We start from the raw sequence: 21333 nt of genomic DNA on the forward strand, positions 1-21333 counted from the left end.
CCCCCTTTGATCGACAGGCGCGTTCCTTACCTATTACGGGGTATTCGACCCGGCTCGCCACCCTCTGCCGTACCATCCATCCCACGGCCCCCCACATCCGCCGCCTCCGGCCCAACCGCCGGATCACAGGAGGCAGTTGGCCGACGACGGGAGGACCAATGACGTATCGAGGCAGACACCGCCGCCGGAACAAGGGGCGTGTCCTGCGGGCCACCCTCTCCGGAGCCGCCCTCGCCCTCACCGCCGCCGCCACCATCATCAGCACCTCGCAGGCCGCGGGGAGCGACAATCCGGGACCGCTGACCCCGCTCACCTCGTCGTCCGAGATCAACAAGCTCCAGTTGCACGAGAACCTGGTCGCCGGGTCGACGCTCGACACGCTGCAGAGCGGCATGGGCGGGAACGTCGGTGTGGGCGCCGTCCTCAAGAGCGCCAACCACCCGATGCGGAACAAGGCCGACTGCGCCGGCACCGAGGCGGCGGCCCTGCCCGTCGAACCGGCCGCCACCCGCGCCTACTGCTGGGACAGCGGGGACGCCACGACGCAGAAGTGGCTGCCCCAGTCCGTCACCACCTCCGGGGACGCCGACAACGACGGCAGGTGGGGCTCCGACCGGGTCATCCTGGCCGGCTGGACGCACAACGACCACAAGGCGGGCGAACCGGCCGCCGACAAGGGCCTCGCCCGGATCGCCTTCATCGACGCGAACGACCCGAAGAACCTCAGGTACCGCTGGGTCCTGCTGGTCGCCCCGCTGTCCGGCGGCAAGGACTTCGGAGCCGTCCGCTCCCACGTCGGCGGCATGGTCTGGTACCAGGACAAGCTGATCGTCACCGCGAAGAACGGCGCCGACCACGACAACGCCCTGTTCGTCTTCGACATGAACCGCATCCTCCGGGCGGACGTCAACAGCACCGAGGTCGGCAAGGTGAGCGGCGGCTGGTCGGCGCGCGGCTACCAGTACGTGATGCCGGCGATCGGCTCGTACAACCTCACCGGCGGGGCGTGCAGCGCGGGCAACGACAACGCCCGCCCCTGTTTCGCGTCGGTCTCCCTGGACCGCACCTCGACACCGGACAGCCTGGTCGCGAACGAGTGGTTCAGTTCGGGCGGCACGGAACCGGCCCGCGTCTGGCGCTACTACTACAGCACCGCGAGCGACCGCACGGGCCTGCTCGGCAGCAACGCCAGTGACATCGTGAACGCCGACGAGGCGTACGAGACCAAGGCCGTCGGGCTCCAGGGCGTGCTCTCCCACAAACCGAGCGGGGCGAGCGAGGCCAACTGGTACACCGGCTACGCCCCGGGCAGTCGCGACAAGCACGGCACGCTCTGGCGCCAGAACGAGAGCGTCGCCAAGGCCGCGCAGTGCGGGTCCGGCGGCACGTCGTACGCCTGCTGGGGGCAGCACACCGAGTCGCTGTCGTACTGGCAGGAGACCGGCGAGCTGTGGACGCTCACCGAGTGGGCGGCGAACAAGGACAACGAGTGGAAGCCGCCGGTGATCCCGGAGCGCGTGCTGTACGCGGTCCCGCTGTCGGCCGTCGACAGTTCGGTGCAGTGACCATCGCGACCCGGCGCAGGGCGTCAACCGGGAGCGTCCCCCGCGGGCGCTCCCGCTTTGGAGACGAGCCCGCCTCCGTGGTTCGCTGAGCCGCATGAGCATCGCTGTGACCACGTGGTCCCTGGAGCAGACCTCCCCGGCCGACCTGCTGCCCGCCGCCGCCCCCGAGGGTGACGTCACGGTCGTCCGCGCCGAGGTCCCCTCCCCCGAGTTCAGCCGCTTCCTGTACGCCTCCGTGGGCGGGGACATCCGCTGGACGGACCGGCTCGCCTGGACGTACGCGCGGTGGCAGGAGGAGCTGGACCGGCCGGGCGCGGAGACCTGGGTCGCGTACGACCGCGGGACGCCCGCCGGGTACGTACAGCTGGACCCGCAGGACGACGGCGTCGTCGAGATCGTCTACTTCGGGCTGATCCCGGCCTTCCGGGGCCGGCGCATCGGCGGGCACCTCCTGTCGCACGGTGTCGCGCGGGCCTGGGACCTGGCCGACCGCTGGCCGGGGCGGGCGCAGACCAAGCGCGTCTGGCTGCACACGTGCAGCAAGGACGGGGAGCACGCGATGGACAACTACCTGCGCCGTGGCTTCAAGCTCTTCGACACCAAGGTGGAGGAGGAGCCGGATCTGGCGGCGCCCGGCCCCTGGCCCGGGGCCCACGTAGGCTGACCTGGCACGACTCGGCCCCGGGGCCGATCCTTGTGACCGACACCACCCTTGTCTCACATCTCGGGACAAGGGTGTCCGCATCATGGACGAAGCTGGACTGTGTCCAGATCGCCGTGACACGCTTCCGTCATGCCTGGAACTGGAATTGCCTTGGTGAGTCGGCGGCACGTCGACCTCGGCCGCATGTCCAGCGCCATCTGTCCGGTCCGCTGACCTTCGGCATCCGGGCCTACCGGCCCCCTGCCCAGCACCGCTGACATTCCCCTTGTCTCGACTTGCGCAAAGACGCGCACGTATGCCCGCATGCGCCCGTATGCGCAGGTCAGAGCCACTGTCCCGCCTGTTTCGAAGGACGTAGAAACCATGGCCGCCACGCCACAAGATCCCGCTGCCGCCGCGCCCCGCCGCAAGGTGAGCCGTCACCGCGGCGAGGGTCAGTGGGCCGTGGGCCACTACACCCCGCTCAACGGCAACGAGCAGTTCAAGAAGGACGACGACGGTCTCAACGTGCGGACACGCATTGAGACGATCTACTCCAAGCGGGGCTTCGACTCGATCGACCCCAACGACCTGCGCGGCCGGATGCGCTGGTGGGGCCTCTACACCCAGCGCAAGCCCGGGATCGACGGCGGCAAGACCGCGGTCCTGGAGCCGGAGGAGCTGGACGACAAGTACTTCATGCTGCGGGTGCGGATCGACGGCGGACGCCTCACCACCCAGCAGCTGCGCGTCATCGGCGAGATCTCGCAGGAGTTCGCGCGCGGGACCGCCGACCTCACCGACCGGCAGAACGTCCAGTACCACTGGATCCGCATCGAGGACGTCCCGGAGATCTGGAACCGTCTGGAGGCCGTCGGGCTGTCCACGACGGAGGCCTGCGGTGACACCCCCCGCGTCATCCTCGGCTCGCCCGTCGCCGGCATCGCCGAGGACGAGATCATCGACGGCACCCCGGCCATCGACGAGATCAGCAGCAGGTTCATCGGCAGCAAGGAGTTCTCCAACCTGCCCCGCAAGTTCAAGACGGCGATCTCCGGCTCGCCGCTCCTCGACGTCGCCCACGAGATCAACGACGTCGCGTTCGTCGGCGTCGAGCACCCCGAGCACGGCCCCGGCTTCGACCTGTGGGTCGGTGGCGGGCTGTCCACGAACCCCAAGATCGGTGTACGTCTCGGCGCCTGGGTGCCCCTCGACGAGGTCCCCGAGGTCTGGGCAGGCGTGATCGGTATCTTCCGCGACTACGGCTACCGGCGGCTCCGCACGAGGGCCCGCCTCAAGTTCCTGGTCGCCGACTGGGGTCCGGAGAAGTTCCGCCAGATCCTTCAGGACGAGTACCTCAAGCGAGAGCTGGTCGACGGTCCGGCCCCCGCCCAGCCCGTACAGCGCTGGCGCGACCACGTCGGTGTGCACCGGCAGCAGGACGGCCGCTTCTACGTCGGGTTCGCCCCGCGGGTGGGCCGGGTGGACGGTGCCACGCTCACGAAGATCGCCGAACTCGCCGAGGCGCACGGCTCGGGCCGGGTGCGCACCACCGTCGAGCAGAAGATGATCGTGCTCGACGTCGAGGAGCCGCAGGTCGAGTCGCTCGTCGAGGCGCTGGAGGCACTGGACCTGACCGCCAGGCCCTCCCCGTTCCGCCGCGGCACGATGGCCTGCACCGGCATCGAGTACTGCAAGCTCGCCATCGTCGAGACCAAGGCCCGCGGTGCCTCGCTGATCGACGAACTCGAGCGTCGCATCCCGGAGTTCGACGAGCCCCTCACCATCAACATCAACGGCTGCCCGAACGCCTGCGCCCGTATCCAGGTCGCGGACATCGGTCTCAAGGGCCAGTTGATGCTGAACGACGCCGGCGAGCAGGTCGAGGGTTACCAGGTGCACCTCGGCGGCGCGCTCGGACTGGAGGCCGGCTTCGGCCGCAAGGTCCGCGGTCTGAAGGTCACCGCCGACGAACTGCCGGACTACGTCGAGCGCGTCCTCAAGCGCTTCGAGGAGCAGCGCGAGGACGGCGAGCGCTTCGCCGCGTGGGCCACGCGTGCCGACGAGGGGTCGCTGACATGAGCGAGCGTGCGGCGCCCTTCTACTGCCCCTACTGCGGCGACGAGGACCTGCGTCCCGGTGAGCAGGGACACGGCGCGTGGGAATGCGGTGCCTGCAGTCGGGCCTTCCAACTGAAGTTCCTCGGGCTGCTGGCCCGGGGGCTTCAGCGCAACGACGGTGGAGGGGACGAGATATGACGACCGTTCGGACCGATGCCGATACCGACAGCAAGGACCGGACCGGCCTCGAAGGCGGCCGGGACGCCGAGTTCAAGGCACTCGCCGAGCAGGCCGGCCGTGACCTGGAGGACGCCTCCGCCCTGGAGATCCTCCGGTGGGCCGCCGACACCTTCGGCAAGCAGTTCTGTGTGACCTCCTCGATGGAGGACGCGGTGGTCGCCCACCTCGCGTCCCGCGCCTTCCCCGGCGTGGACGTCGTGTTCCTCGACACGGGCTACCACTTCCCCGAGACCATCGGCACCCGGGACGCGGTCGAGGCCGTGATGGACGTCAACGTCATCACCCTCACTCCGCGGCAGACCGTCGCCGAGCAGGACGCCGAGTACGGGCCGAAGCTGCACGACCGCAATCCCGACCTGTGCTGCGCGCTGCGGAAGGTCAAGCCCCTCGAAGAGGGACTCACCGCGTACCGCGCCTGGGCCACGGGCCTGCGCCGCGACGAGTCCCCGACCCGGGCGAACACCCCGGTCGTCGGCTGGGACGAGAAGCGCCGCAAGGTCAAGATCTCGCCGATCGCCCGGTGGACTCAGGACGACGTGGACGCGTACGTGAGCGAACACGGGGTCCTCACCAACCCGCTGCTCATGGACGGCTACCCGTCCGTCGGCTGCGCCCCCTGCACCCGCCGGGTGCTGGAGGGCGAGGACGCGCGCTCCGGCCGCTGGTCGGGCAGCGCGAAGACCGAGTGCGGGCTGCACGGCTGACCATGACCGCGACCGCGACGAACCCGACGAGCTCGCCGACTTCGATGAACCAGGAGAACCAAGTGACCGGAGCCACCATCTGGCTCACGGGTCTGCCGAGCGCCGGCAAGACCACCATCGCGTACGAGCTGGCAGGACGGCTGCGCGAGGAGGGCCACCGCGTCGAGGTGCTCGACGGCGACGAGATCCGTACGTTCCTGACGGCGGGCCTCGGCTTCAGCCGCGAGGACCGGCACACGAACGTCTCGCGCATCGGCTTCGTCGCCGACCTCCTGGCCCGCAACGGCGTCAAGACGCTCGTCCCGGTGATCGCTCCCTACGCGGACAGCCGTGAGGCGGTCCGGGAGCTCCACCACAAGAGCGGCGCGGCGTACATCGAGGTGCATGTCGCGACGCCCGTCGAGGTGTGCAGCGAGCGGGACGTGAAGGGCCTGTACGCCAAGCAGGCGGCGGGCGAGATCTCGGGGCTCACCGGGGTCGACGACCCCTACGAGGAGCCCGAGTCGCCCGACCTGCGCATCGAGTCGCACACCCAGTCCGTGCAGGAGTCCGCGGCGGCGCTGCACGCGCTGCTCGCAGAGAGGGGTCTCGCATGACGACGACCGTCGCAGGCGTCTCCTCCGGGGAGACCGGCAGCCCGTACGCGCTCAGCCACCTGGACGCTCTGGAGTCCGAGGCGGTGCACATCTTCCGCGAGGTGGCGGGCGAGTTCGAGCGGCCGGTGATCCTCTTCTCCGGCGGCAAGGACTCCATCGTCATGCTGCACCTGGCGCTGAAGGCGTTCGCCCCGGCGGCGGTGCCCTTCTCGCTGCTGCACGTCGACACCGGGCACAACTTCCCGGAGGTCCTGGAGTACCGCGACCGCACGGTGAAGAAGCACGGGCTGCGGCTGCACGTGGCCTCCGTGCAGGAGTACATCGACCGCGGCGCCCTCAAGGAGCGCCCGGACGGCACCCGCAACCCGCTGCAGACGGTGCCGCTCACGGAGAAGATCCAGGCCGAGCGGTTCGACGCGGTGTTCGGCGGCGGGCGCCGGGACGAGGAGAAGGCCCGGGCCAAGGAGCGGGTGTTCTCGCTGCGGGACGAGTTCTCGCAGTGGGACCCGCGCCGTCAGCGGCCCGAGCTGTGGAACCTCTACAACGGCCGGCACGCGCCCGGCGAGCACGTCCGGGTGTTCCCGCTGTCCAACTGGACCGAGCTGGACGTGTGGCAGTACATCGCCCGCGAGGGCATCGAGCTCCCGGAGATCTACTTCGCGCACGAGCGTGAGGTGTTCCAGCGTGCCGGCATGTGGCTGACGGCCGGCGAGTGGGGCGGCCCGAAGGGGAGCGAGTCGGTCGAGACCCGCCTCGTCCGCTACCGGACCGTGGGCGACATGTCCTGCACGGGCGCCGTCGACTCGGACGCCACCACGCTGGACGCCGTGATCACCGAGATCGCCGCCTCCCGGCTCACCGAGCGGGGCGCCACCCGCGCCGACGACAAGGTGTCAGAGGCCGCGATGGAAGACCGCAAGCGCGAGGGGTACTTCTAGAGATGACCAGCACCACCGAACCCACCGAGCCGCTGTCGGTCGAGCAGTTGTCCTCGACGACCCTGCTGCGCTTCGCGACCGCCGGTTCCGTCGACGACGGCAAGTCGACACTCGTCGGCCGTCTGCTGCACGACTCCAAGTCGGTCCTCACCGACCAGCTGGAGGCCGTGGAGCGCGCGTCGCTGGGCCGCGGTCAGGACACCCCGGACCTCGCGCTACTCACCGACGGCCTGCGCGCCGAGCGCGAGCAGGGCATCACCATCGACGTGGCGTACCGCTACTTCGCCACGGCCAAGCGCCGGTTCATCCTCGCCGACACGCCCGGACACGTGCAGTACACCCGCAACATGGTGACGGGTGCCTCCACGGCCGAGCTGACGGTGGTCCTCGTGGACGCCCGCAACGGTGTCGTCGAGCAGACCCGACGGCACGCCGCCATCGCCGCGCTCCTGCGCGTCCCGCACGTGGTGCTGGCCGTCAACAAGATGGACCTCGTCGACTACCAGGAGCCCGTCTTCGCGGCGATCGCCGAGGAGTTCACGGCGTACGCCTCCGAACTGGGCGTCCCCGAGATCACCGCGATCCCCATCTCCGCGCTCGCCGGGGACAACGTCGTGGACCCGTCGGCGAACATGGACTGGTACGGCGGCCCGACCTTCCTGGAGCACCTGGAGACCCTCCCGGTCAGCCACGACCTCGCGACCTGCCACGCGCGGCTGCCCGTGCAGTACGTGATCCGTCCGCAGACCGCCGAGCACCCGGACTACCGCGGGTACGCGGGCCAGATCGCGGCCGGCGCGTTCCACGTCGGCGAGCCGGTCACCGTGCTGCCCTCCGGCCGCGCGTCCCGCATCGCCAAGATCGACCTGCTGGGTGAGTCGGTCGACCTGGCCTGGACGACGCAGTCGGTGACGGTCCTCCTGGAGGACGACATCGACATCTCGCGCGGTGACCTGATCGTGCCGAGCAAGGACGCGCCCGCGACCACGCAGGACATCGAGGCGACCGTCTGCCACGTCGCCGACGCGCCGCTGACCATCGGCCACCGTGTGCTGCTCAAGCACGGCACGCGCACGGTCAAGGCGATCGTCAAGGACATTCCCTCGCGGCTGACCCTCGACGACCTGTCCCTGCACCCGCACCCGGGGCACCTGGTCGCCAACGACATCGGCCGCGTCAAGATCCGTACCGCCGAGCCGCTGCCGGTGGACTCGTACGCCGACTCCCGGCGCACCGGTTCGTTCATCCTGATCGACCCCTCCGACGGCACCACGCTCACCGCGGGCATGGTCGGTGAGTCCTTCGCCTCTCCGGAGCCGGTCAAGGCCGAGGCGGACGACGACGGGTGGGACTTCTGACATGACCTCCTCCGACTTCTACTCCACGTTCGCGAAGGAGGGCGGCCGCGTCGGCAGCGGCGCCCTCGGCAGCGGGCAGGGCGGAGTCGCGCGATGTGCGTGCTGACGTACGCGCACTGCCTGCGCGCCCCGTCCCCCCGCCCGCCGTCGCGGATACGACGAAGACCTGCCGACCTCCCGGCCACGACCTGAAGAAGGCGTGACCGCCGGGCCGACGAGAGGAACCCCTCCCGTGCCTGCCAGCCGATCCACCGCCTCCCGGCGCACCTTGGCGGCCATCGCCGCGCTGCCTCTCCTGACCCTCGCCGCCTGCGGCTACGGCTCCGACGCCAAGGACGACACCTCGAAGGTCGCCGCCGAGGGCAAGAAGCTCTCCGCCGACACCGTCCGGATCGGCTACTTCCCGAACCTGACGCACGCCACCGCGCTCGTGGGCGACCAGGAGGGGCTGCTGCAGAAGGAGCTGGGGGGCACGAAGGCCACCTACTCCCAGTTCAACGCGGGTCCGTCGGAGATCGAGGCGCTCAACTCCGGTTCGATCGACATCGGCTGGATCGGCCCCTCCCCCGCCATCAACGGCTACTCCACCACCGACGGCAAGGGCCTGCGGATCATCAGCGGCTCCGCCTCCGGCGGTGTGAAGCTCGTGGTCAACCCGAAGAAGATCAAGTCCCTCAAGGACGTCAAGGGCAAGAAGATCGCCACCCCGCAGCTGGGCAACACGCAGGACGTGGCGTTCCTCAACTGGATCTCCGAGCAGGGCTGGAAGGTCCAGGCGGAGAGCGGCAAGGGCGACGTGTCCGTCGTCCGCACGGACAACAAGATCACGCCGGACGCCTACAAGTCGGGCTCCATCGACGGTGCCTGGGTGCCTGAGCCGACCGCTTCCAAGCTGGTCGCGGAGGGCGGCAAGGTGCTGCTCGACGAGGCCGACCTGTGGCCGGACAAGAAGTTCGTGATCACGAACATCATCGTGTCGCAGAAGTTCCTCAAGGAGCACCCGGACGTCGTCGAGGCCGTGCTGCGCGGCTCGGTGAAGACCAACGCGTGGATCAACGCCAACCCCGACAAGGCGAAGGCCGCCGCCAACACCAAGCTCGAGCAGCTGACCGACAAGGCGCTGCCCGCCAACGTGCTCGACCCCGCGTGGAAGTCGATCCAGTTCATCGACGACCCGCTGGCCTCGACCCTCAACACCGAGGCCGAGCACGCGGTGAAGGCGGGCCTGCTGGAAAAGCCGAAGCTGGACGGCATCTACGATCTCGGGCCGCTGAACAAGGTCCTCAAGGCCGAGGGCAAGAGCACGGTCGACGACGCCGGTCTCGGCGTCAAGTAAGCCCGGACACCCATGAGTTCCCAGGAGGTGACGACCATGGCAACAGCCCTCGCCAAGGCCGCCGACGCCGGTACGTCGGTGGAGTACGCCGCCCGCATCGAGCACGTCTCGAAGTCCTTCGCCGGCCCGGCCGGGCAGCAGCTCGTCCTGGACGACATCACGCTCGATGTCGCGCCCGGCGAGTTCGTCACCCTCCTGGGAGCCTCCGGGTGTGGCAAGTCGACCCTGCTCAACCTGGTCGCCGGGCTCGACAAGCCGTCCGCGGGCGGCATCAGCACCGACGGCCGTCCGGCCCTGATGTTCCAGGAGCACGCCCTCTTCCCGTGGCTGACCGCGGGCAAGAACATCGAACTCGCCCTGAAACTGCGGGGCGTGCCGAAGGCCGAGCGCCGCGAGAAGGCGGAAGAGCTCCTGGAGCTCGTCCGGCTGAAGGGCGCGTACGGCAAGCGGGTGCACGAGCTGTCCGGCGGTATGCGCCAGCGGGTCGCGCTGGCGCGGGCGCTCGCGCAGGACAGCAAGCTGCTGCTGATGGACGAGCCGTTCGCCGCTCTCGACGCCATCACGCGTGACGTGCTGCACGACGAACTGACGCGCATCTGGCGCGAGACGAACGTGTCGGTGCTGTTCGTGACGCACAACGTGCGTGAGGCGGTGCGGCTCGCCGAGCGCGTGGTGCTGCTGTCCTCCCGCCCGGGACGTATCGCGCGGGAGTGGGCGGTCGACATCCCTCAGCCGCGCCGCATCGAGGACTCCGCGGTCGCGGAACTGTCCGTCGAGATCACCGAACAACTGCGTGGGGAGATCCGCCGTCATGGCCAGCACTGAGACGAGCACCGTCAAGGACGGCAGCGATCTCGCCGGACTCGAAGCGGGTCTCGACGCCCTGGAGACGGTCCAGACCCAGCGTACTCCGTTCCGCAGGACGTTCGTGGAGAAGATCTTCCCCCCGATCGTCGCCGTGGCGCTGGTCCTGGTCGTCTGGCAGGTCCTGGTGTGGGCGAAGGTCACCGACAGCTACAAGCTGCCGGCTCCCTCCGCCGTCTGGGACGAGGTCCGGGAAGCATGGCTGGAGGGAACGCTCCTCGAGTACATCTGGACCAGCGTCTCCCGTGGCCTGATGGGCTTCCTGATGGCGCTCGCCATCGGCACGCCCCTGGGGCTGCTGGTCGCCCGGGTGAAGTTCGTGCGCGCGGCCATCGGCCCGATCCTCTCCGGACTCCAGTCCCTGCCGTCGGTGGCGTGGGTGCCGCCGGCGGTCCTGTGGCTCGGGCTGAACGACTCGATGATGTACGCCGTCATCCTGCTCGGCGCGGTCCCGTCCATCGCCAACGGGCTCGTCTCCGGTGTCGACCAGGTGCCGCCGCTGTTCCTGCGGGCGGGCCGCACGATGGGTGCGACGGGCCTGCGCGGCACGTGGCACATCGTGGTTCCGGCCGCTCTGCCCGGCTATCTCGCGGGCCTGAAGCAGGGCTGGGCGTTCTCGTGGCGCTCGCTGATGGCCGCCGAGATCATCGCGTCCTCGCCCGACCTGGGCGTCGGCCTGGGACAGCTGCTGGAGAACGGCCGCACGGCGAACAGCATGCCCATGGTGTTCCTCGCCATCCTCCTCATCCTGATCGTCGGTATCGCCATCGACCTGCTGATCTTCAGCCCGCTGGAGCGGTGGGTCCTGCGCAGCCGCGGTCTCCTCGTGAAGAGCTGAACTCCCATGCCAGGACCGGTCCTTCTCGTCATCGCCCACGGCAGCCGCGATCCGCGCCATGCCGCGACCGTGCACGCCCTGGTACGCCGGGTGCGGGCGCGGCGGCCCGGGCTGCGCGTGGAGACCGGCTTCCTGGACTTCAACCTCCCTTCGGTTCCGGCGGTGTTGAAGTCGCTGGCGGCACAGGGCGTACGGGACGTGGTGGCGCTTCCCCTGCTGCTGACCCGTGCCTTCCACGCCAAGGCGGACATCCCGGCGGTGCTGCACGAGGCACCCGCCCGGCTGCGGATCCGGCAGGCCGAGGTGCTCGGCCCGTCGCCGCTGCTGACGGCCGCGCTCGAACGGCGGCTGTACGAGGCGGGGTTGTCGCCCGCCGACAAGTCCTCGACCGGGGTCGTACTGGCCTCGGCGGGGTCCACCGACCCGGAGGCGATCGCAGTGATCGCAGAAATCGCGCGGGAGTGGCGGCGTACCGGTTGGTGCGCCGTGCGGCCTGCGTTCGCCTCCGCATCCCTTCCCCGGACGGAGGACGCGGTACGGGAGCTGCGCTCGCTGGGCTGTGCACGGGTGGCGGTCGCCCCGTACGTCCTCGCTCCCGGCTTTCTGCCGGACCGGATCGCGCGCGGGGCCGCCGAGGCGGACGTCCTCGCGGACGTGCTCGGGGCGGCGCCCGAGGTGGCACGGGTGCTGCTCTCCCGCTACGACGAGGCCGGAGCCCCGGCGCTGACCGCCGCCGTCGGCGCCTGAGTTCTTCCTCCCGCCCTCGGCCGCGCTGGGCTTCCCGTCCTCGGCCGCGCTGAGCGTTCCGTCCTCGGCCGGGCCGGGTTTTCCGTCCTCGGCCGAGGTGGGTTTTCCGCCCTCAGCCGGGCTGGGCTTCCCGCCCTCAGCCGGGCTGAGCGTTCCGTCCTCGGCCGGGCTGGGTTTTCCGTCCTCGGCCGAGGTGGGTTTTCCGTCCTCGGCCGGACCCGGCTTCCAGTCTTCCGGCGTATCGGCGGGGCGGGAATGTTCGCCTCAGCCCGGGGACCCGGCGGCGCGCGGAGTCCGGCCGCTGAGGGCGAGCGCACGGTCGAGGACCGGCGCGTCGTCGGCCACCGGCACGGCAGCCGCGAAGCCGTCGTACTGCCGGTACAGATCGCCGTGCGTGACGACGACATCGAGGACCACCCGCGCGGCCGCGTCGGAGATCCGGTACTCCTGACCGGTGGTGACGGCCACGTCCCAGCCGTGCACCGCCATCTCCTTCACGACCATGGAGGCGAGCTCGCCGGCCGGCAGGGATCCCCCGCCGAGATCCACCTCCCCCTCCCACGCCGCCGGATCCGACCATGCCGCGACGGCCCGGTCGAGCTGCGCGGCGTACGCCGACGCCCAGCCGGGGTCGGCGGTGAAGTCACGGGAGGTGAGGTCGTCCGGGAGCGGCTTGCGCAGCGCCCGGTGCTCCAGCCCGTGGGAGGTGTAGAGGACCCAGTGGTTGACCAGGTCCCGGACGTCCCAGTCCGGGCAGTGCGTGGGGTCGGCGAGCCGCTCGGCCGCGACCCCACGGGCGACACGGGCCGCCTCGGCCGCGCATTCCGCCATGACCGGGTGCAGGGTGACCAGTGTGTAGGGCGCTTGCTGCTTGTTCATGCGCTCCACGCTAGGGACGCCGCCGGGTGCCTTCTTGAACAAACGCGACAGCCTCGTCGGCCAGCTCGACCAGCTCGGCCACGGGCAGCGAACCCGCCGCCCGCCGTTGCCGTGCGAAGTCGTTCGCGAGCCGTTGCAGCAGGTCGTTGAGCGGGGTCGGCACGCCGTGCAGCCGGCCCAGCAGGGCGATCTCCCCGTTGAGGTAGTCGGCCTCGATGGTGCCGGTGCCCCGGTCGAGCGACTGCCAGGACGACCCGGCCCCGCGCTCCACGCCGTCGAGGGGTACGAGGCGCATCTTGTCGGCGCGGGCCTCCTTCTGCTCCTCCTTCGAGGTGTGGGCGATGCCCGCGGCGGTGAGCACGGCCTCGCCCTCCGCGCGCACGCGGCCGTTGAGCGCGAGGGCCTCCTCGCTGTCCATCACCCCGCTGACGGCCTCGATCGCGTTGGCGAGGTTGGCGAGCAGCTTGGCGTACTGCCAGCGCGTCACGTCGGCCACGACCGGCGCCTCGAAGCGGGACGCCGCGAGGTCGGCGGCGATGGCCCGCGCGGTGTCGTCCGTGCCGTGCGGAAAGCGCCCGAGGTGCAGGATGCCGGTCAGGGGCGTGCCTGCCGCCGACACCACGCCCGGCTCGACGAAGGTGGCGGGCAGCCACACGCACATTCCGTACACCCGTCGGAAGCGGCGCAGCGCGAGCCGCTGGCTCTCCACCCCGTTCTGCGCGCAGACCAGCGGCAGCCGCTCGGCCGCCGTGCCGCCGCCCGCCACGGGTACGGGACCCCAGGCCTCCAGCGCCGCCCCGCTGTCCTGTGTCTTGACGGCGAGCACGAGGACGTCGTCGGCGCGCAGTTCACCGAGGGGCTCCGGCCCGTCGACGGTGGGCACCCGGTGGGTCCGCGGCCCGTCGGGCGTCACGAGGCGCAGTCCCCGCTCCCGCAGTGCCTCGTACTGCGCGCCGCGCGCGACGAGTACCACGTCGTGTCCCGACTCGGCGAGACGTCCGCCGACGGCGCCGCCCACGGCGCCCGCTCCGATGATGATGTAGCGCATGCCCCGAGCCTGCCACAGTCGTGCGGCAGGCCCCTCGGAGGTACCGGGCCGGCTCACGTCCGCCCGGCGCGGCCTCCCGGGCGCCGCCCCCCGGCAGCGGGTCAAGGCCCGTCTCCGCGCCATGGGTTGACCTTGTCCCTGGGGCAGGGCCGAGGCTCCCGGGCATGGACTCCTACGACTTCCCTCTCCGGCAGAGCCGGTACAGCGACCCCGGTGCCGTACCGGCCGATCTGCCCGCCGGTCCGCGTGAGCTGGCCGTCCTCGTGCGGAACTTGCTCATCCACCGGGAGGAGGGCGGGCGCTTCGGGTACGCCGTGCCCGAGGAACGGCGGCGCGAGGACGCCGAGGCCCGGTACGTCGGCGGGATACTGCGTGTTCTGCGCGAGCGCGGGCCGGCGCCGCTCACCGTGCACCGGGAGCTCGGCGAGCGGTTCGCCGGCACGTGCCGGGACTTCGCCCTGCTGCTCTGCGCGTTCCTGCGGGCGACTGGCACGGCCGCCCGGGTGCGGTGCGGCTTCGCCACGTACTTCGGCGACGGGTCGTTCCACGAGGACCACTGGGTCACCGAATACCGTCCTCGGGACGGGGGTTGGCGGCTCGCCGACGCCCAGGTCGCCGACGGGGCGTACGACGTGCCCTTCGATCCGCTGGACGTCCCTCGGGACCGGTTCCTCGTCGCCGGTGCGGGCTGGCTGGCCTGCCGGGCGGGCGACGCGGATCCGGACACCTTCGGGATCGCCCTGCCCGAGGAGCACCTGCGGGGGCTGTGGTTCGTGCGCGGCAACGTCGTACGCGACCTCGCGGCCCTCAACGGGGTGGAGGTGCTGCCATGGGACGCGTGGGGTCTGGCGGCGAAGGACGAGGCGGAGGTGACCGTGGACGATCTCGCGCTGCTCGACGAGGCCGCCGGGGTCACGGCCGCCGTGGCGACCACAGCTTCGGCCCCGGTTTCGGCCACGGCGACCGTGTCGGCCTCGGAGATCCGGCGCCTGTACGCGGATCCCCGTCTCGCCGTCCCGGCCGAGATCACTTCGCACACGACGTACCTCGGCGTCCGGAAGGTCAGCCTTCCCGGGAGTCCTCGGGGCTGAACGGCGTCCCCTGGTGGAAGTACAGAAGCCACGCCTCGCCGGCTTCCCCGTCCGACCTCCGCCACAGTGAACTCCGGTGTGCGTGACGGCCGTTGCTCTCCGTGTCGAAGGTGAGGTGGACGACGTCCCGGGAGAGGCGGACGCCCTCCATCCGGGAGGCGACGGCGGGGGTGGACCCCGGCTCGGCCGTCGTGGCGAGGTCGTCGATGATCGCGGCACGGTCCCAGTGCCGGCCGGAGACGCCGAACTCGTGGAACCCGGGGTGCAGCAGCGCGCCGACGCGTGCGGGTGAACGTCTGGTCTCCGGGTCGAGGAGGCGCAGTTCGCCCTTGATGGCCGCTTCGACCGCGGGGTCGTGGTCAGTCACCGGTCAGCTCCACGAGTTTGACGACGGTGTTCCAGTTGCGCGTGGTGGCGACGAGCCCCTTCGTCAGCCGGGGCTTCGCGAGGCTCTCCGCCAGCCTGGACCGGCCGAGCCCGTCCGGGGCGTACAGATACACCACGCGGTCGCCGAGCCGGAACTCCTCGGGCAGGAAGGCCTGTTGGTCGATCGGCGCGAACCGCTCGGGGTCGGCCCGCGCCGAGAGGTACGTGGCGTGCAGTTGTTTGGCCTCCAGTTCGGCGGCCGGGAACGGGCAGGCGTCGAGGACGGCCCGCAGGTACGCGTGGTCGCGCACCAGCACGTCGACCGTGAACCCGAAGTGCTCGGCCAGCGCCCGCGACAGCTCGCCGGCGAGCGAGTCCTCGTCGCCGTGGTCGCTGGAGAACACCGCGTTCCCGCTCTGGAGGTACGTGCGCACGTCCCCGTGCCCGAGGCCTTCCAGGAGCGTGCGCAGCTCGGCCATCGGCACCTTCCGGCTGCCACCCACGTTGATCCCGCGCAGCAGCGCCGCGTACGTCGTCGTTCCCGCAGTCATCCGCACACCATAAGGCGGCCTTCGCGCCCCGTGGGGGTGGGCACGACGGCCGCCGGCACCGACCGCCGGGCGACGCCGGTAACCGGCCGGTTGGCTCGAAACCATGACTGATCGGCGCCCGTGGAATCAACACCCGCGCACAGCTGTGACTTGTTCAACAAGCTTTCGTAATAACAAACGGGATCCGCGCCGACAGATCGGACACCCCTGACCGCCACCCCCAAGACCGGGCTTTACATGTAAGGGGCTTTCATCCTCCTCAGTGCTGATGCCGCGGGGTCCGAGGGGAGGAGCCGGGCGCCCCACACCTCACCGGGCAGCACGACGAGAGGTCCTTATCCGCGCCATACCTTCGTAACTGAAGGTGCCGGCAGGGGGCCGGGGCCGAACACGAGGGGGCAAGCCCGTCATGGGGAACGGAGACACGCGGGTACGGGGCATAGCAGCCCGGGCCGGCGGCTGGAGCGTCCGGCACCGCTGGGCGGCCGTCGGGATCTGGGTGCTGTTCGTCGTTCTGGCGATGGGGCTCGGCTCGGCGGCGGGCACGGTCGAGCTCAAGGACAGCGAGCAGCTCACGGGAGAGACGAGCCAGGCCGCGGCCATCGCGGAGAAGGCGGGGATCGACGAGCCGGCCGGGGAGTCCGTGCTCCTCCAGGGCAGGGACACCGGCCTCAAGGCGACCGACACGGAGTTCCGTGCCGCCGTCGACGCCGTGATGAAGGCGGTCGAGGCCACCGGCAAGGTGACCGCCGTGACCTCGCCGTACGAGACGGAGACGATCTCCAAGGACGGCCGCAGCGCGCTGGTGCAGTTCGACATGCGCGGCGACGCGGACACGGCGGGCGAGCGGGTGGAGCCCGTGCTGAAGGCCGTCGAGGAGGTCCAGAAGGACCATGAGGCGCTGCGGATCGAGGAGATCGGCGGCGCCAGTATGAACAAGACGTTCGACGACGCGTTCGGCGACGACTTCAAGCAGGCCGAGTTCTCCGCCGTGCCGGTGGCCCTCGGCATCCTGCTGGTCGCGTTCGGCGCGCTGGTCGCGGCGCTCGTGCCGGTGCTGCTCGCGATCACCGCGATCGTGGCCACCATGGGCCTGATGATGATCGTCAGCCACATCCAGCCGATGGACGACACGTCGAGTTCCGTGATGCTGCTCGTGGGCCTTGCGGTCGGCGTCGACTACTGCCTGTTCTATCTGCGGCGCGAGCGCGAGGAACGCGCGGCGGGCCGGGACCACGAGACCGCCCTGCGGATCGCCGCGGCGACCAGCGGCCGCGCCATCATCGTCTCCGGCGTCACGGTGTGCGTGGCGATGGCGGGCATGCTGTTCACCGGGATCGCCACCTTCAAGGCGATGGGCCTGGCCTCGCTGATGGTCGTGGCGGTCGCCATGGTCGGCTCCGTGACGGTGCTGCCCGCGGTGCTCTCACTGCTCGGCAAGCGGGTCGAGACGGGCCGCATCCCGTTCCTGCACCCGGACAAGCGCCGCAAGTCCGCGAACGGTTCCGGCAACGGCGGGTCCGACAACGGCAGCCGCTTCTGGACGAGCGTGCTGCGCGTGGTGCTGGCCAAGCCGGCGATCTCGCTGGTCGTGGCGGCGGGCGCACTGGTGGCCATCGCGGCCCCCGCGCTCGGCATGAAGACCCAGAACCTCACACTGGACCAGGAGTTCGGCGACTCGCTGCCGATCGTGGCGACGTACGACCGGCTGAACGAGGCCTTCCCCGGCGGTTCCGACCCGGCCGAGGTGGTCGTCAGCGCCGACGACATCAACTCCGCCGAGGTGAAGTCCGCGCTCGCCGACTTCCGTGAGCAGGCGGTCAGTTCGGGTGCCTCACGCGGCCCGGTCGAGGTCAAGGTCCACGACGCGCAGAACATCGCCTTCGTGTACGTACCGCTGGTGGGCGGCTCGAACCTCGACAAGGCGGAGAAGAGCCTGGAGATCATCCGCGACGAGGTCCGTCCCGCGACGCTCGGCAAGGTCGACGGGGTCGAGGCCCCGGTGACCGGTCAGGTGGCGGGCTCGAAGGACTTCAACGACCAGCTCGGCAGCGCGGTGGCCCCGGTCTTCGTCTTCGTCGTGCTCTTCGCCTTCCTGCTGATGCTCCTGTCGTTCCGCTCGCTGACGATCGCGATCACTTCGATCGTCCTCAACCTCCTGTCCGTCGGGGCCGCCTACGGCATCCTGGTCGCCGTCTTCCAGCACGGCTGGGGCGCGTCGCTGGTGGGCGCCGAGGGCGTGGGCGCCATCATCACCTGGCTGCCGCTGTTCCTCTTCGTGATCCTGTTCGGGCTCTCGATGGACTACCACGTGTTCGTGGTCTCCCGGATCCGTGAGGCGCGGCTGCGGGGGCTGACGACGCGGGACGCCATCCAGCACGGGGTGGTCACGACGGCCGGTGTCATCACCAGCGCCGCCGTCATCATGGTCGCCGTCTTCGCGATCTTCGGCACGCTGTCGATGCAGTCCATGAAGCAGATGGGCGTCGGCCTCGCGGCGGCGGTCCTGATCGACGCGACGATCATCCGCGGTGTGCTTCTCCCGGCGGTCATGGCCCTCCTCGGCGAGCGCAACTGGTACTTCCCGAAGTGGCTGAACCGGCTGCCGGACCTCAGCCACGACGAGTCGCCCGAAGCCGCCTCCGCCCTTCCGCCGCCGGCGGTCGCGGGTGAGAAGGTCCGCGTCTGACGACCTCGTCACCATCCCGAGCGGCGGCGTGGCCGGGGCACCAGCCCCGGCCACGCCGCCGTTTCCGCACGCGTTCGGCACCGCCCGCCGCTCGCCGGCGGTCGCCGCGGTCGCTCAGGCCGCGGTGGCCACCTCGTCGCGCTCGAAGGAGTCGATCGTGCGGGTGAAGTCGCGGGTGGAGAGCAACAGCTTGTAGATGATGGCGAGTTCGAAGAGGAGAAGCAGCGATCCGGAGATCACGGTCGCCTCGATGACCACGTCGAACAACGGGCCGACGATGAAGACGCCCATCTGGAATTCGATTCCGCTCACGAGGTGCGTACGGATTCGGTGGCGCAGGAGGAAGGAACGAGCGCGGAGATAGACCGGGAAGCGGTGCCGGAACTCCTCGTGGAGGTCGATCACGCGGGCCTGCGCCTGATCCTGCGCCTGGTCCAGTGCCTGCTCCTGCGTCTCCGGCCGGCCATCGGCGGAGAGTTCGGCGGAAGGTGCGGGCCCGGACCCGGAAACCGCCTCGGAAACAACCTCGGAAACCGCCGCGGGGGGTGTCGCCGCCTTACGCAGGTCCTGTTCGATGTCCGCCTCGGGGTTGTTGCGCAGCAGGTCCTCCATGAAGGCGAGTTCCGCGGAATTCTCCGCGCGCCGGGCCTCCCGCACCCGCGCCTTGATCTGCTTCCGCATGGTGTAGCGGATCTTGAAGATCTCCAGACCGTTGATGTACCGCAGTGTGTCGAGGCCGACGACGGCCGCGGCCAGCCAGATGTAGATCGTCTCGCCGGTGCGGTCGTACTGTCCGGCCATCAGCGCGACCCCGCACACCGCCACCCGGATGCGGTCGAAGACGAAGTCCAGCCAGGCGCCGAAGACGGAGCCCTGGCCGGTGAGGCGGGCGACCTTCCCGTCCATGCAGTCGAGGACGAAGCTCAGGTGGTAGACGAACGCGCCGGCGATCAACCACCGCCAGTCGCCGAACGCGAAGCACGCCGCCGAGACCAGGCCGAGCAGGAACGCTCCCCAGGTGATCTGGTTCGGCGTGATCCTCGTGTACCTGGCCGTCAGCCTCACCAGCGGGGTGGCGACCGGATCGACCAGCAGCACGGTCCACCATGCGTCGCGCTTCTTCTCGGTGATGCGGCGCACCTCGGCGAGGGGCGGTATGTCACGGCGCATAGGTCAACTTCCCAAAGTTCGAAACGAGTTCACCTCACGCTAGAAAGGTGTTCAGGCAAGGAACAAGAAGGAGCGCGTGCAACCTTCCATGGGGGGTAACGGTCTTCCCCTGCAACCCGGTCCATGCCCCGGTCGGGCAGATCCCGCGTTATCCGAGCGTTACCGAATGACCGTCCCGTTATCCAAAGTGCGCCATGGCTTCACCAATCCCGCGCAACCGTGACTCGCGGGAATTCCGGGTTCGCTGACGGTCACCCGATCCGGCCCTCCGAGCTCCGGTCGCGCCCCCGGGGAATTTCCGCCTCGATCAGATCCGCCGCACGGGATGTACCGCCCTCGGCCGCCATCTCCGCCTGGATCGTCCTGAGCCTTTCCGCGATTCCGGGGTCGTCGGCGACGGCGAGCACGGCCTCGCGCAGGGTGTCGGCCGTCGCTTCCTCCATGGGCAGGTGGCGGGCGACGCCGAGCGCCTGGAGCATGTCCGCGTTGCCGAACTGGTCGACCGCCTGGGGCACGCAGACCATCGGGGTGGCGGTCGCCATGCCCTCCTGGCTGCCGCCGGCTCCGGCATGGGTGACGAAGGCGTCGGCCTGCCTGAGGACCGACAGCTGCGGTACCCAGTCGTGCACTTCCACGTTGTCCGGGATGCTGCCGAGCTCGGCCGCATCGACGTGCTTGCCGATCTGGAGCACCAAGTGCCAGCCCGGCAGGTCACCGAAGGCCCGCACACACGCACGGTAGAAGTCGGGCCGCTTGGTGAAGGAGGAGCCCAGGGACACGAGGAGGACACGCTCGGCGCCGGCGGGCCGCCGCCACTCCCCCTGGGCGGCGCGGTCGCCCTGGCAGGCGCCGACGAAGGTGTGCACGGACTCGTCGACCCGGTCCGCGTGGGGCTGGAGGGCCTTCGGGATGAGGACCAGGGAGCGGGCGGGGCGGCCACCGAAGGAGTCGGGGTCCTCGGGAACCCCGTTCTCGTCGAGCCAGGCCTGGAAGCGGGCGTAGTACGCCCTGCCCCGCTCGGTCTTCTTCGGCTCCGCCCACATGGGCTCGGCGACCTCCTGCTCGTAACCGTCCCAGGCGACGAGGTTCGGCGAGAGCGAGACGGCCGGGACGCCCCAGCGGTGGGCGAGGACCTGGGCCGGGTACGAGGTGATGTCGTGCAGCACGAGGTCCGGCTCGTCACCCTCGTACGCCTCGATGAGCTGCGGAAGTGCCTGGACGGCGTCCTCCAGGAAGGGTTCCACGTTGTCCAGGGGGGTGGTTCCCCAGGCGTCGGGGTCGTCGTCGGGCGAGGGCAGGATCGACTTCCACAGCTTCGGCTCGGCGCCCGTCTGCGCGACCTTGTCGGCGAAGACCGGCGGAATCGCGTACGTGACCCGGTGCCCACGGGCGACAAGCTCCCGGATCACCTCGAGGCTCGGGTTCACATGCCCGTGGGCGGCGATGGAGAACATGGCGATGTGCGTGGGGCGTGAGGTGGTCATACCCCGACCATAAACAAGACGAGACGTCTCGTACAACCGATTTCAGGGGCGCGGGGAACGGCGCGGCCTTCCGGGGCCGCGGGGAACGGCGCAATCTTTTGGGGGCGCGGGGAACTGCGCAGTCCTTTAAGGGGCGCGGGGAACGGCGCAATCTTTTAAGGGGCGC

The 21333-nt window shown here is 70.3% G+C and carries 21 protein-coding genes; 15 read left to right on the top strand and 6 right to left on the bottom strand.

The annotated features are described in order from the left end of the window. Window positions 1-158 precede the first annotated feature (158 nt). The 13 genes from KUF83_RS15330 to KUF83_RS15390 all read left to right on the top strand — a co-directional run bounded on the left by KUF83_RS15330 (window position 159) and on the right by KUF83_RS15390 (window position 11889). Window positions 159-1565: a hypothetical protein gene (locus tag KUF83_RS15330; RefSeq protein ID WP_217455225.1), complete on the top strand. Its 1407-nt coding sequence runs from the start codon at window positions 159-161 to the stop codon at window positions 1563-1565. 94 nt (window positions 1566-1659) lie between these two features. Next, window positions 1660-2229 carry a GNAT family N-acetyltransferase gene (locus KUF83_RS15335; RefSeq protein ID WP_217455226.1) on the top strand — a complete coding sequence of 190 codons (570 nt, stop codon included), beginning with the start codon at window positions 1660-1662 and terminating at the stop codon, window positions 2227-2229. A 129-nt stretch (window positions 2230-2358) separates the two neighbouring features. Further along, a complete protein-coding gene (locus KUF83_RS42975; RefSeq protein ID WP_351391960.1) occupies window positions 2359-2442 on the top strand; it encodes a putative leader peptide in 84 nt (27 codons plus the stop codon). A 150-nt stretch (window positions 2443-2592) separates the two neighbouring features. Further along, window positions 2593-4290 (top strand): nitrite/sulfite reductase, encoded by a 1698-nt coding sequence (locus KUF83_RS15340; RefSeq protein WP_217455227.1) that lies wholly within the window; start codon window positions 2593-2595, stop codon window positions 4288-4290. Further along, on the top strand, window positions 4287-4466 hold the full coding sequence (locus KUF83_RS15345) for a hypothetical protein (protein ID WP_217455228.1): 180 nt from the start codon (window positions 4287-4289) through the stop codon (window positions 4464-4466). The genes KUF83_RS15340 and KUF83_RS15345 overlap by 4 nt, the downstream gene beginning before the upstream one ends. Then, window positions 4463-5212, top strand: coding sequence for a phosphoadenylyl-sulfate reductase (locus tag KUF83_RS15350; protein WP_217455229.1), 750 nt, complete (start codon window positions 4463-4465; stop codon window positions 5210-5212). The genes KUF83_RS15345 and KUF83_RS15350 overlap by 4 nt, the downstream gene beginning before the upstream one ends. Before the next feature lie 44 nt (window positions 5213-5256). After that, entirely contained in the window at window positions 5257-5808 is a 552-nt protein-coding gene (gene cysC / locus KUF83_RS15355; protein ID WP_217455248.1) for an adenylyl-sulfate kinase, read from the top strand. Continuing rightward, window positions 5805-6746 (top strand): sulfate adenylyltransferase subunit CysD, encoded by a 942-nt coding sequence (cysD, locus tag KUF83_RS15360; protein ID WP_217455230.1) that lies wholly within the window; start codon window positions 5805-5807, stop codon window positions 6744-6746. The genes cysC and cysD overlap by 4 nt, the downstream gene beginning before the upstream one ends. 2 nt (window positions 6747-6748) lie before the next feature. Further along, entirely contained in the window at window positions 6749-8104 is a 1356-nt protein-coding gene (locus KUF83_RS15365; RefSeq protein ID WP_217455231.1) for a sulfate adenylyltransferase subunit 1, read from the top strand. Window positions 8105-8336: 232 nt separating this feature from the next. Beyond that, window positions 8337-9440 carry an ABC transporter substrate-binding protein gene (locus tag KUF83_RS15375; protein WP_217455233.1) on the top strand — a complete coding sequence of 368 codons (1104 nt, stop codon included), beginning with the start codon at window positions 8337-8339 and terminating at the stop codon, window positions 9438-9440. Between the two features lie 36 nt (window positions 9441-9476). Next, window positions 9477-10265 carry an ABC transporter ATP-binding protein gene (locus KUF83_RS15380; RefSeq protein ID WP_217455234.1) on the top strand — a complete coding sequence of 263 codons (789 nt, stop codon included), beginning with the start codon at window positions 9477-9479 and terminating at the stop codon, window positions 10263-10265. Then, a complete protein-coding gene (locus KUF83_RS15385) occupies window positions 10252-11142 on the top strand; it encodes an ABC transporter permease (protein WP_217455235.1) in 891 nt (296 codons plus the stop codon). The genes KUF83_RS15380 and KUF83_RS15385 overlap by 14 nt, the downstream gene beginning before the upstream one ends. Window positions 11143-11148: 6 nt before the next feature. Next, window positions 11149-11889, top strand: coding sequence for a sirohydrochlorin chelatase (locus tag KUF83_RS15390; protein ID WP_217455236.1), 741 nt, complete (start codon window positions 11149-11151; stop codon window positions 11887-11889). 264 nt (window positions 11890-12153) lie between these two features. On the opposite strand, the gene KUF83_RS15395 is transcribed toward KUF83_RS15390, so the two are convergent. Both KUF83_RS15395 and KUF83_RS15400 read right to left on the bottom strand, forming a co-directional pair. Next, the gene (locus KUF83_RS15395) at window positions 12154-12768 is read right to left on the bottom strand and encodes a TIGR03086 family metal-binding protein (RefSeq protein ID WP_217455237.1); all 615 of its coding nucleotides are present in this window, start codon (window positions 12766-12768) and stop codon (window positions 12154-12156) included. 10 nt (window positions 12769-12778) lie between these two features. Beyond that, on the bottom strand, window positions 12779-13816 hold the full coding sequence (locus KUF83_RS15400; RefSeq protein WP_217455238.1) for a ketopantoate reductase family protein: 1038 nt from the start codon (window positions 13814-13816) through the stop codon (window positions 12779-12781). Window positions 13817-13980: 164 nt separating this feature from the next. On the opposite strand from KUF83_RS15400, the gene KUF83_RS15405 reads away from it, so the two are divergent. Beyond that, window positions 13981-14907, top strand: coding sequence for a transglutaminase domain-containing protein (locus tag KUF83_RS15405; RefSeq protein ID WP_217455239.1), 927 nt, complete (start codon window positions 13981-13983; stop codon window positions 14905-14907). On the opposite strand, the gene KUF83_RS15410 is transcribed toward KUF83_RS15405, so the two are convergent. Together KUF83_RS15410 and KUF83_RS15415 are read right to left on the bottom strand one after the other, a co-directional pair. Continuing rightward, window positions 14879-15274, bottom strand: a complete 396-nt coding sequence (locus tag KUF83_RS15410; protein ID WP_217455240.1) for a DUF4440 domain-containing protein — start codon at window positions 15272-15274, stop codon at window positions 14879-14881. The genes KUF83_RS15405 and KUF83_RS15410 overlap by 29 nt on opposite strands. Continuing rightward, the gene (locus tag KUF83_RS15415; protein WP_217455241.1) at window positions 15267-15824 is read right to left on the bottom strand and encodes a DUF1697 domain-containing protein; all 558 of its coding nucleotides are present in this window, start codon (window positions 15822-15824) and stop codon (window positions 15267-15269) included. Before KUF83_RS15415 ends, KUF83_RS15410 begins: the two co-directional genes overlap by 8 nt. Before the next feature lie 409 nt (window positions 15825-16233). Here KUF83_RS15415 and KUF83_RS15420 point away from each other — a divergent pair, with 409 nt between their 5' ends. Next, window positions 16234-18513, top strand: a complete 2280-nt coding sequence (locus KUF83_RS15420) for an MMPL family transporter (protein WP_217455242.1) — start codon at window positions 16234-16236, stop codon at window positions 18511-18513. Between the two features lie 114 nt (window positions 18514-18627). Here KUF83_RS15420 and KUF83_RS15425 read toward each other — a convergent pair whose 3' ends face one another. Both KUF83_RS15425 and mgt read right to left on the bottom strand, forming a co-directional pair. Further along, the gene (locus KUF83_RS15425; protein ID WP_217455243.1) at window positions 18628-19683 is read right to left on the bottom strand and encodes a CDP-alcohol phosphatidyltransferase family protein; all 1056 of its coding nucleotides are present in this window, start codon (window positions 19681-19683) and stop codon (window positions 18628-18630) included. 251 nt (window positions 19684-19934) lie between these two features. Continuing rightward, the gene (gene mgt / locus KUF83_RS15430) at window positions 19935-21167 is read right to left on the bottom strand and encodes a macrolide-inactivating glycosyltransferase (protein ID WP_217455244.1); all 1233 of its coding nucleotides are present in this window, start codon (window positions 21165-21167) and stop codon (window positions 19935-19937) included. Between the last annotated feature and the right edge of the window lie 166 nt (window positions 21168-21333).

The sequence above is a fragment of the Streptomyces sp. BV286 genome (assembly GCF_019090165.1).
Classification (GTDB): Bacteria; Actinomycetota; Actinomycetes; order Streptomycetales; family Streptomycetaceae; genus Streptomyces.

Coding starts and splice junctions, on each gene's coding strand:
- KUF83_RS15330 (WP_217455225.1), top strand. CDS start 159: ATGACGTATCGAGGCAGACACCGCCGCCGGAACAAGGGGCGTGTCCTG.
- KUF83_RS15335 (WP_217455226.1), top strand. CDS start 1,660: ATGAGCATCGCTGTGACCACGTGGTCCCTGGAGCAGACCTCCCCGGCC.
- KUF83_RS42975 (WP_351391960.1), top strand. CDS start 2,359: ATGCCTGGAACTGGAATTGCCTTGGTGAGTCGGCGGCACGTCGACCTC.
- KUF83_RS15340 (WP_217455227.1), top strand. CDS start 2,593: ATGGCCGCCACGCCACAAGATCCCGCTGCCGCCGCGCCCCGCCGCAAG.
- KUF83_RS15345 (WP_217455228.1), top strand. CDS start 4,287: ATGAGCGAGCGTGCGGCGCCCTTCTACTGCCCCTACTGCGGCGACGAG.
- KUF83_RS15350 (WP_217455229.1), top strand. CDS start 4,463: ATGACGACCGTTCGGACCGATGCCGATACCGACAGCAAGGACCGGACC.
- cysC (WP_217455248.1), top strand. CDS start 5,257: ATGAACCAGGAGAACCAAGTGACCGGAGCCACCATCTGGCTCACGGGT.
- cysD (WP_217455230.1), top strand. CDS start 5,805: ATGACGACGACCGTCGCAGGCGTCTCCTCCGGGGAGACCGGCAGCCCG.
- KUF83_RS15365 (WP_217455231.1), top strand. CDS start 6,749: ATGACCAGCACCACCGAACCCACCGAGCCGCTGTCGGTCGAGCAGTTG.
- KUF83_RS15380 (WP_217455234.1), top strand. CDS start 9,477: ATGGCAACAGCCCTCGCCAAGGCCGCCGACGCCGGTACGTCGGTGGAG.
- KUF83_RS15385 (WP_217455235.1), top strand. CDS start 10,252: ATGGCCAGCACTGAGACGAGCACCGTCAAGGACGGCAGCGATCTCGCC.
- KUF83_RS15390 (WP_217455236.1), top strand. CDS start 11,149: ATGCCAGGACCGGTCCTTCTCGTCATCGCCCACGGCAGCCGCGATCCG.
- KUF83_RS15395 (WP_217455237.1), bottom strand. CDS start 12,768: ATGAACAAGCAGCAAGCGCCCTACACACTGGTCACCCTGCACCCGGTC.
- KUF83_RS15400 (WP_217455238.1), bottom strand. CDS start 13,816: ATGCGCTACATCATCATCGGAGCGGGCGCCGTGGGCGGCGCCGTCGGC.
- KUF83_RS15405 (WP_217455239.1), top strand. CDS start 13,981: ATGGACTCCTACGACTTCCCTCTCCGGCAGAGCCGGTACAGCGACCCC.
- KUF83_RS15415 (WP_217455241.1), bottom strand. CDS start 15,824: ATGACTGCGGGAACGACGACGTACGCGGCGCTGCTGCGCGGGATCAAC.
- KUF83_RS15420 (WP_217455242.1), top strand. CDS start 16,234: ATGGGGAACGGAGACACGCGGGTACGGGGCATAGCAGCCCGGGCCGGC.
- KUF83_RS15425 (WP_217455243.1), bottom strand. CDS start 19,683: ATGCGCCGTGACATACCGCCCCTCGCCGAGGTGCGCCGCATCACCGAG.
- mgt (WP_217455244.1), bottom strand. CDS start 21,167: ATGACCACCTCACGCCCCACGCACATCGCCATGTTCTCCATCGCCGCC.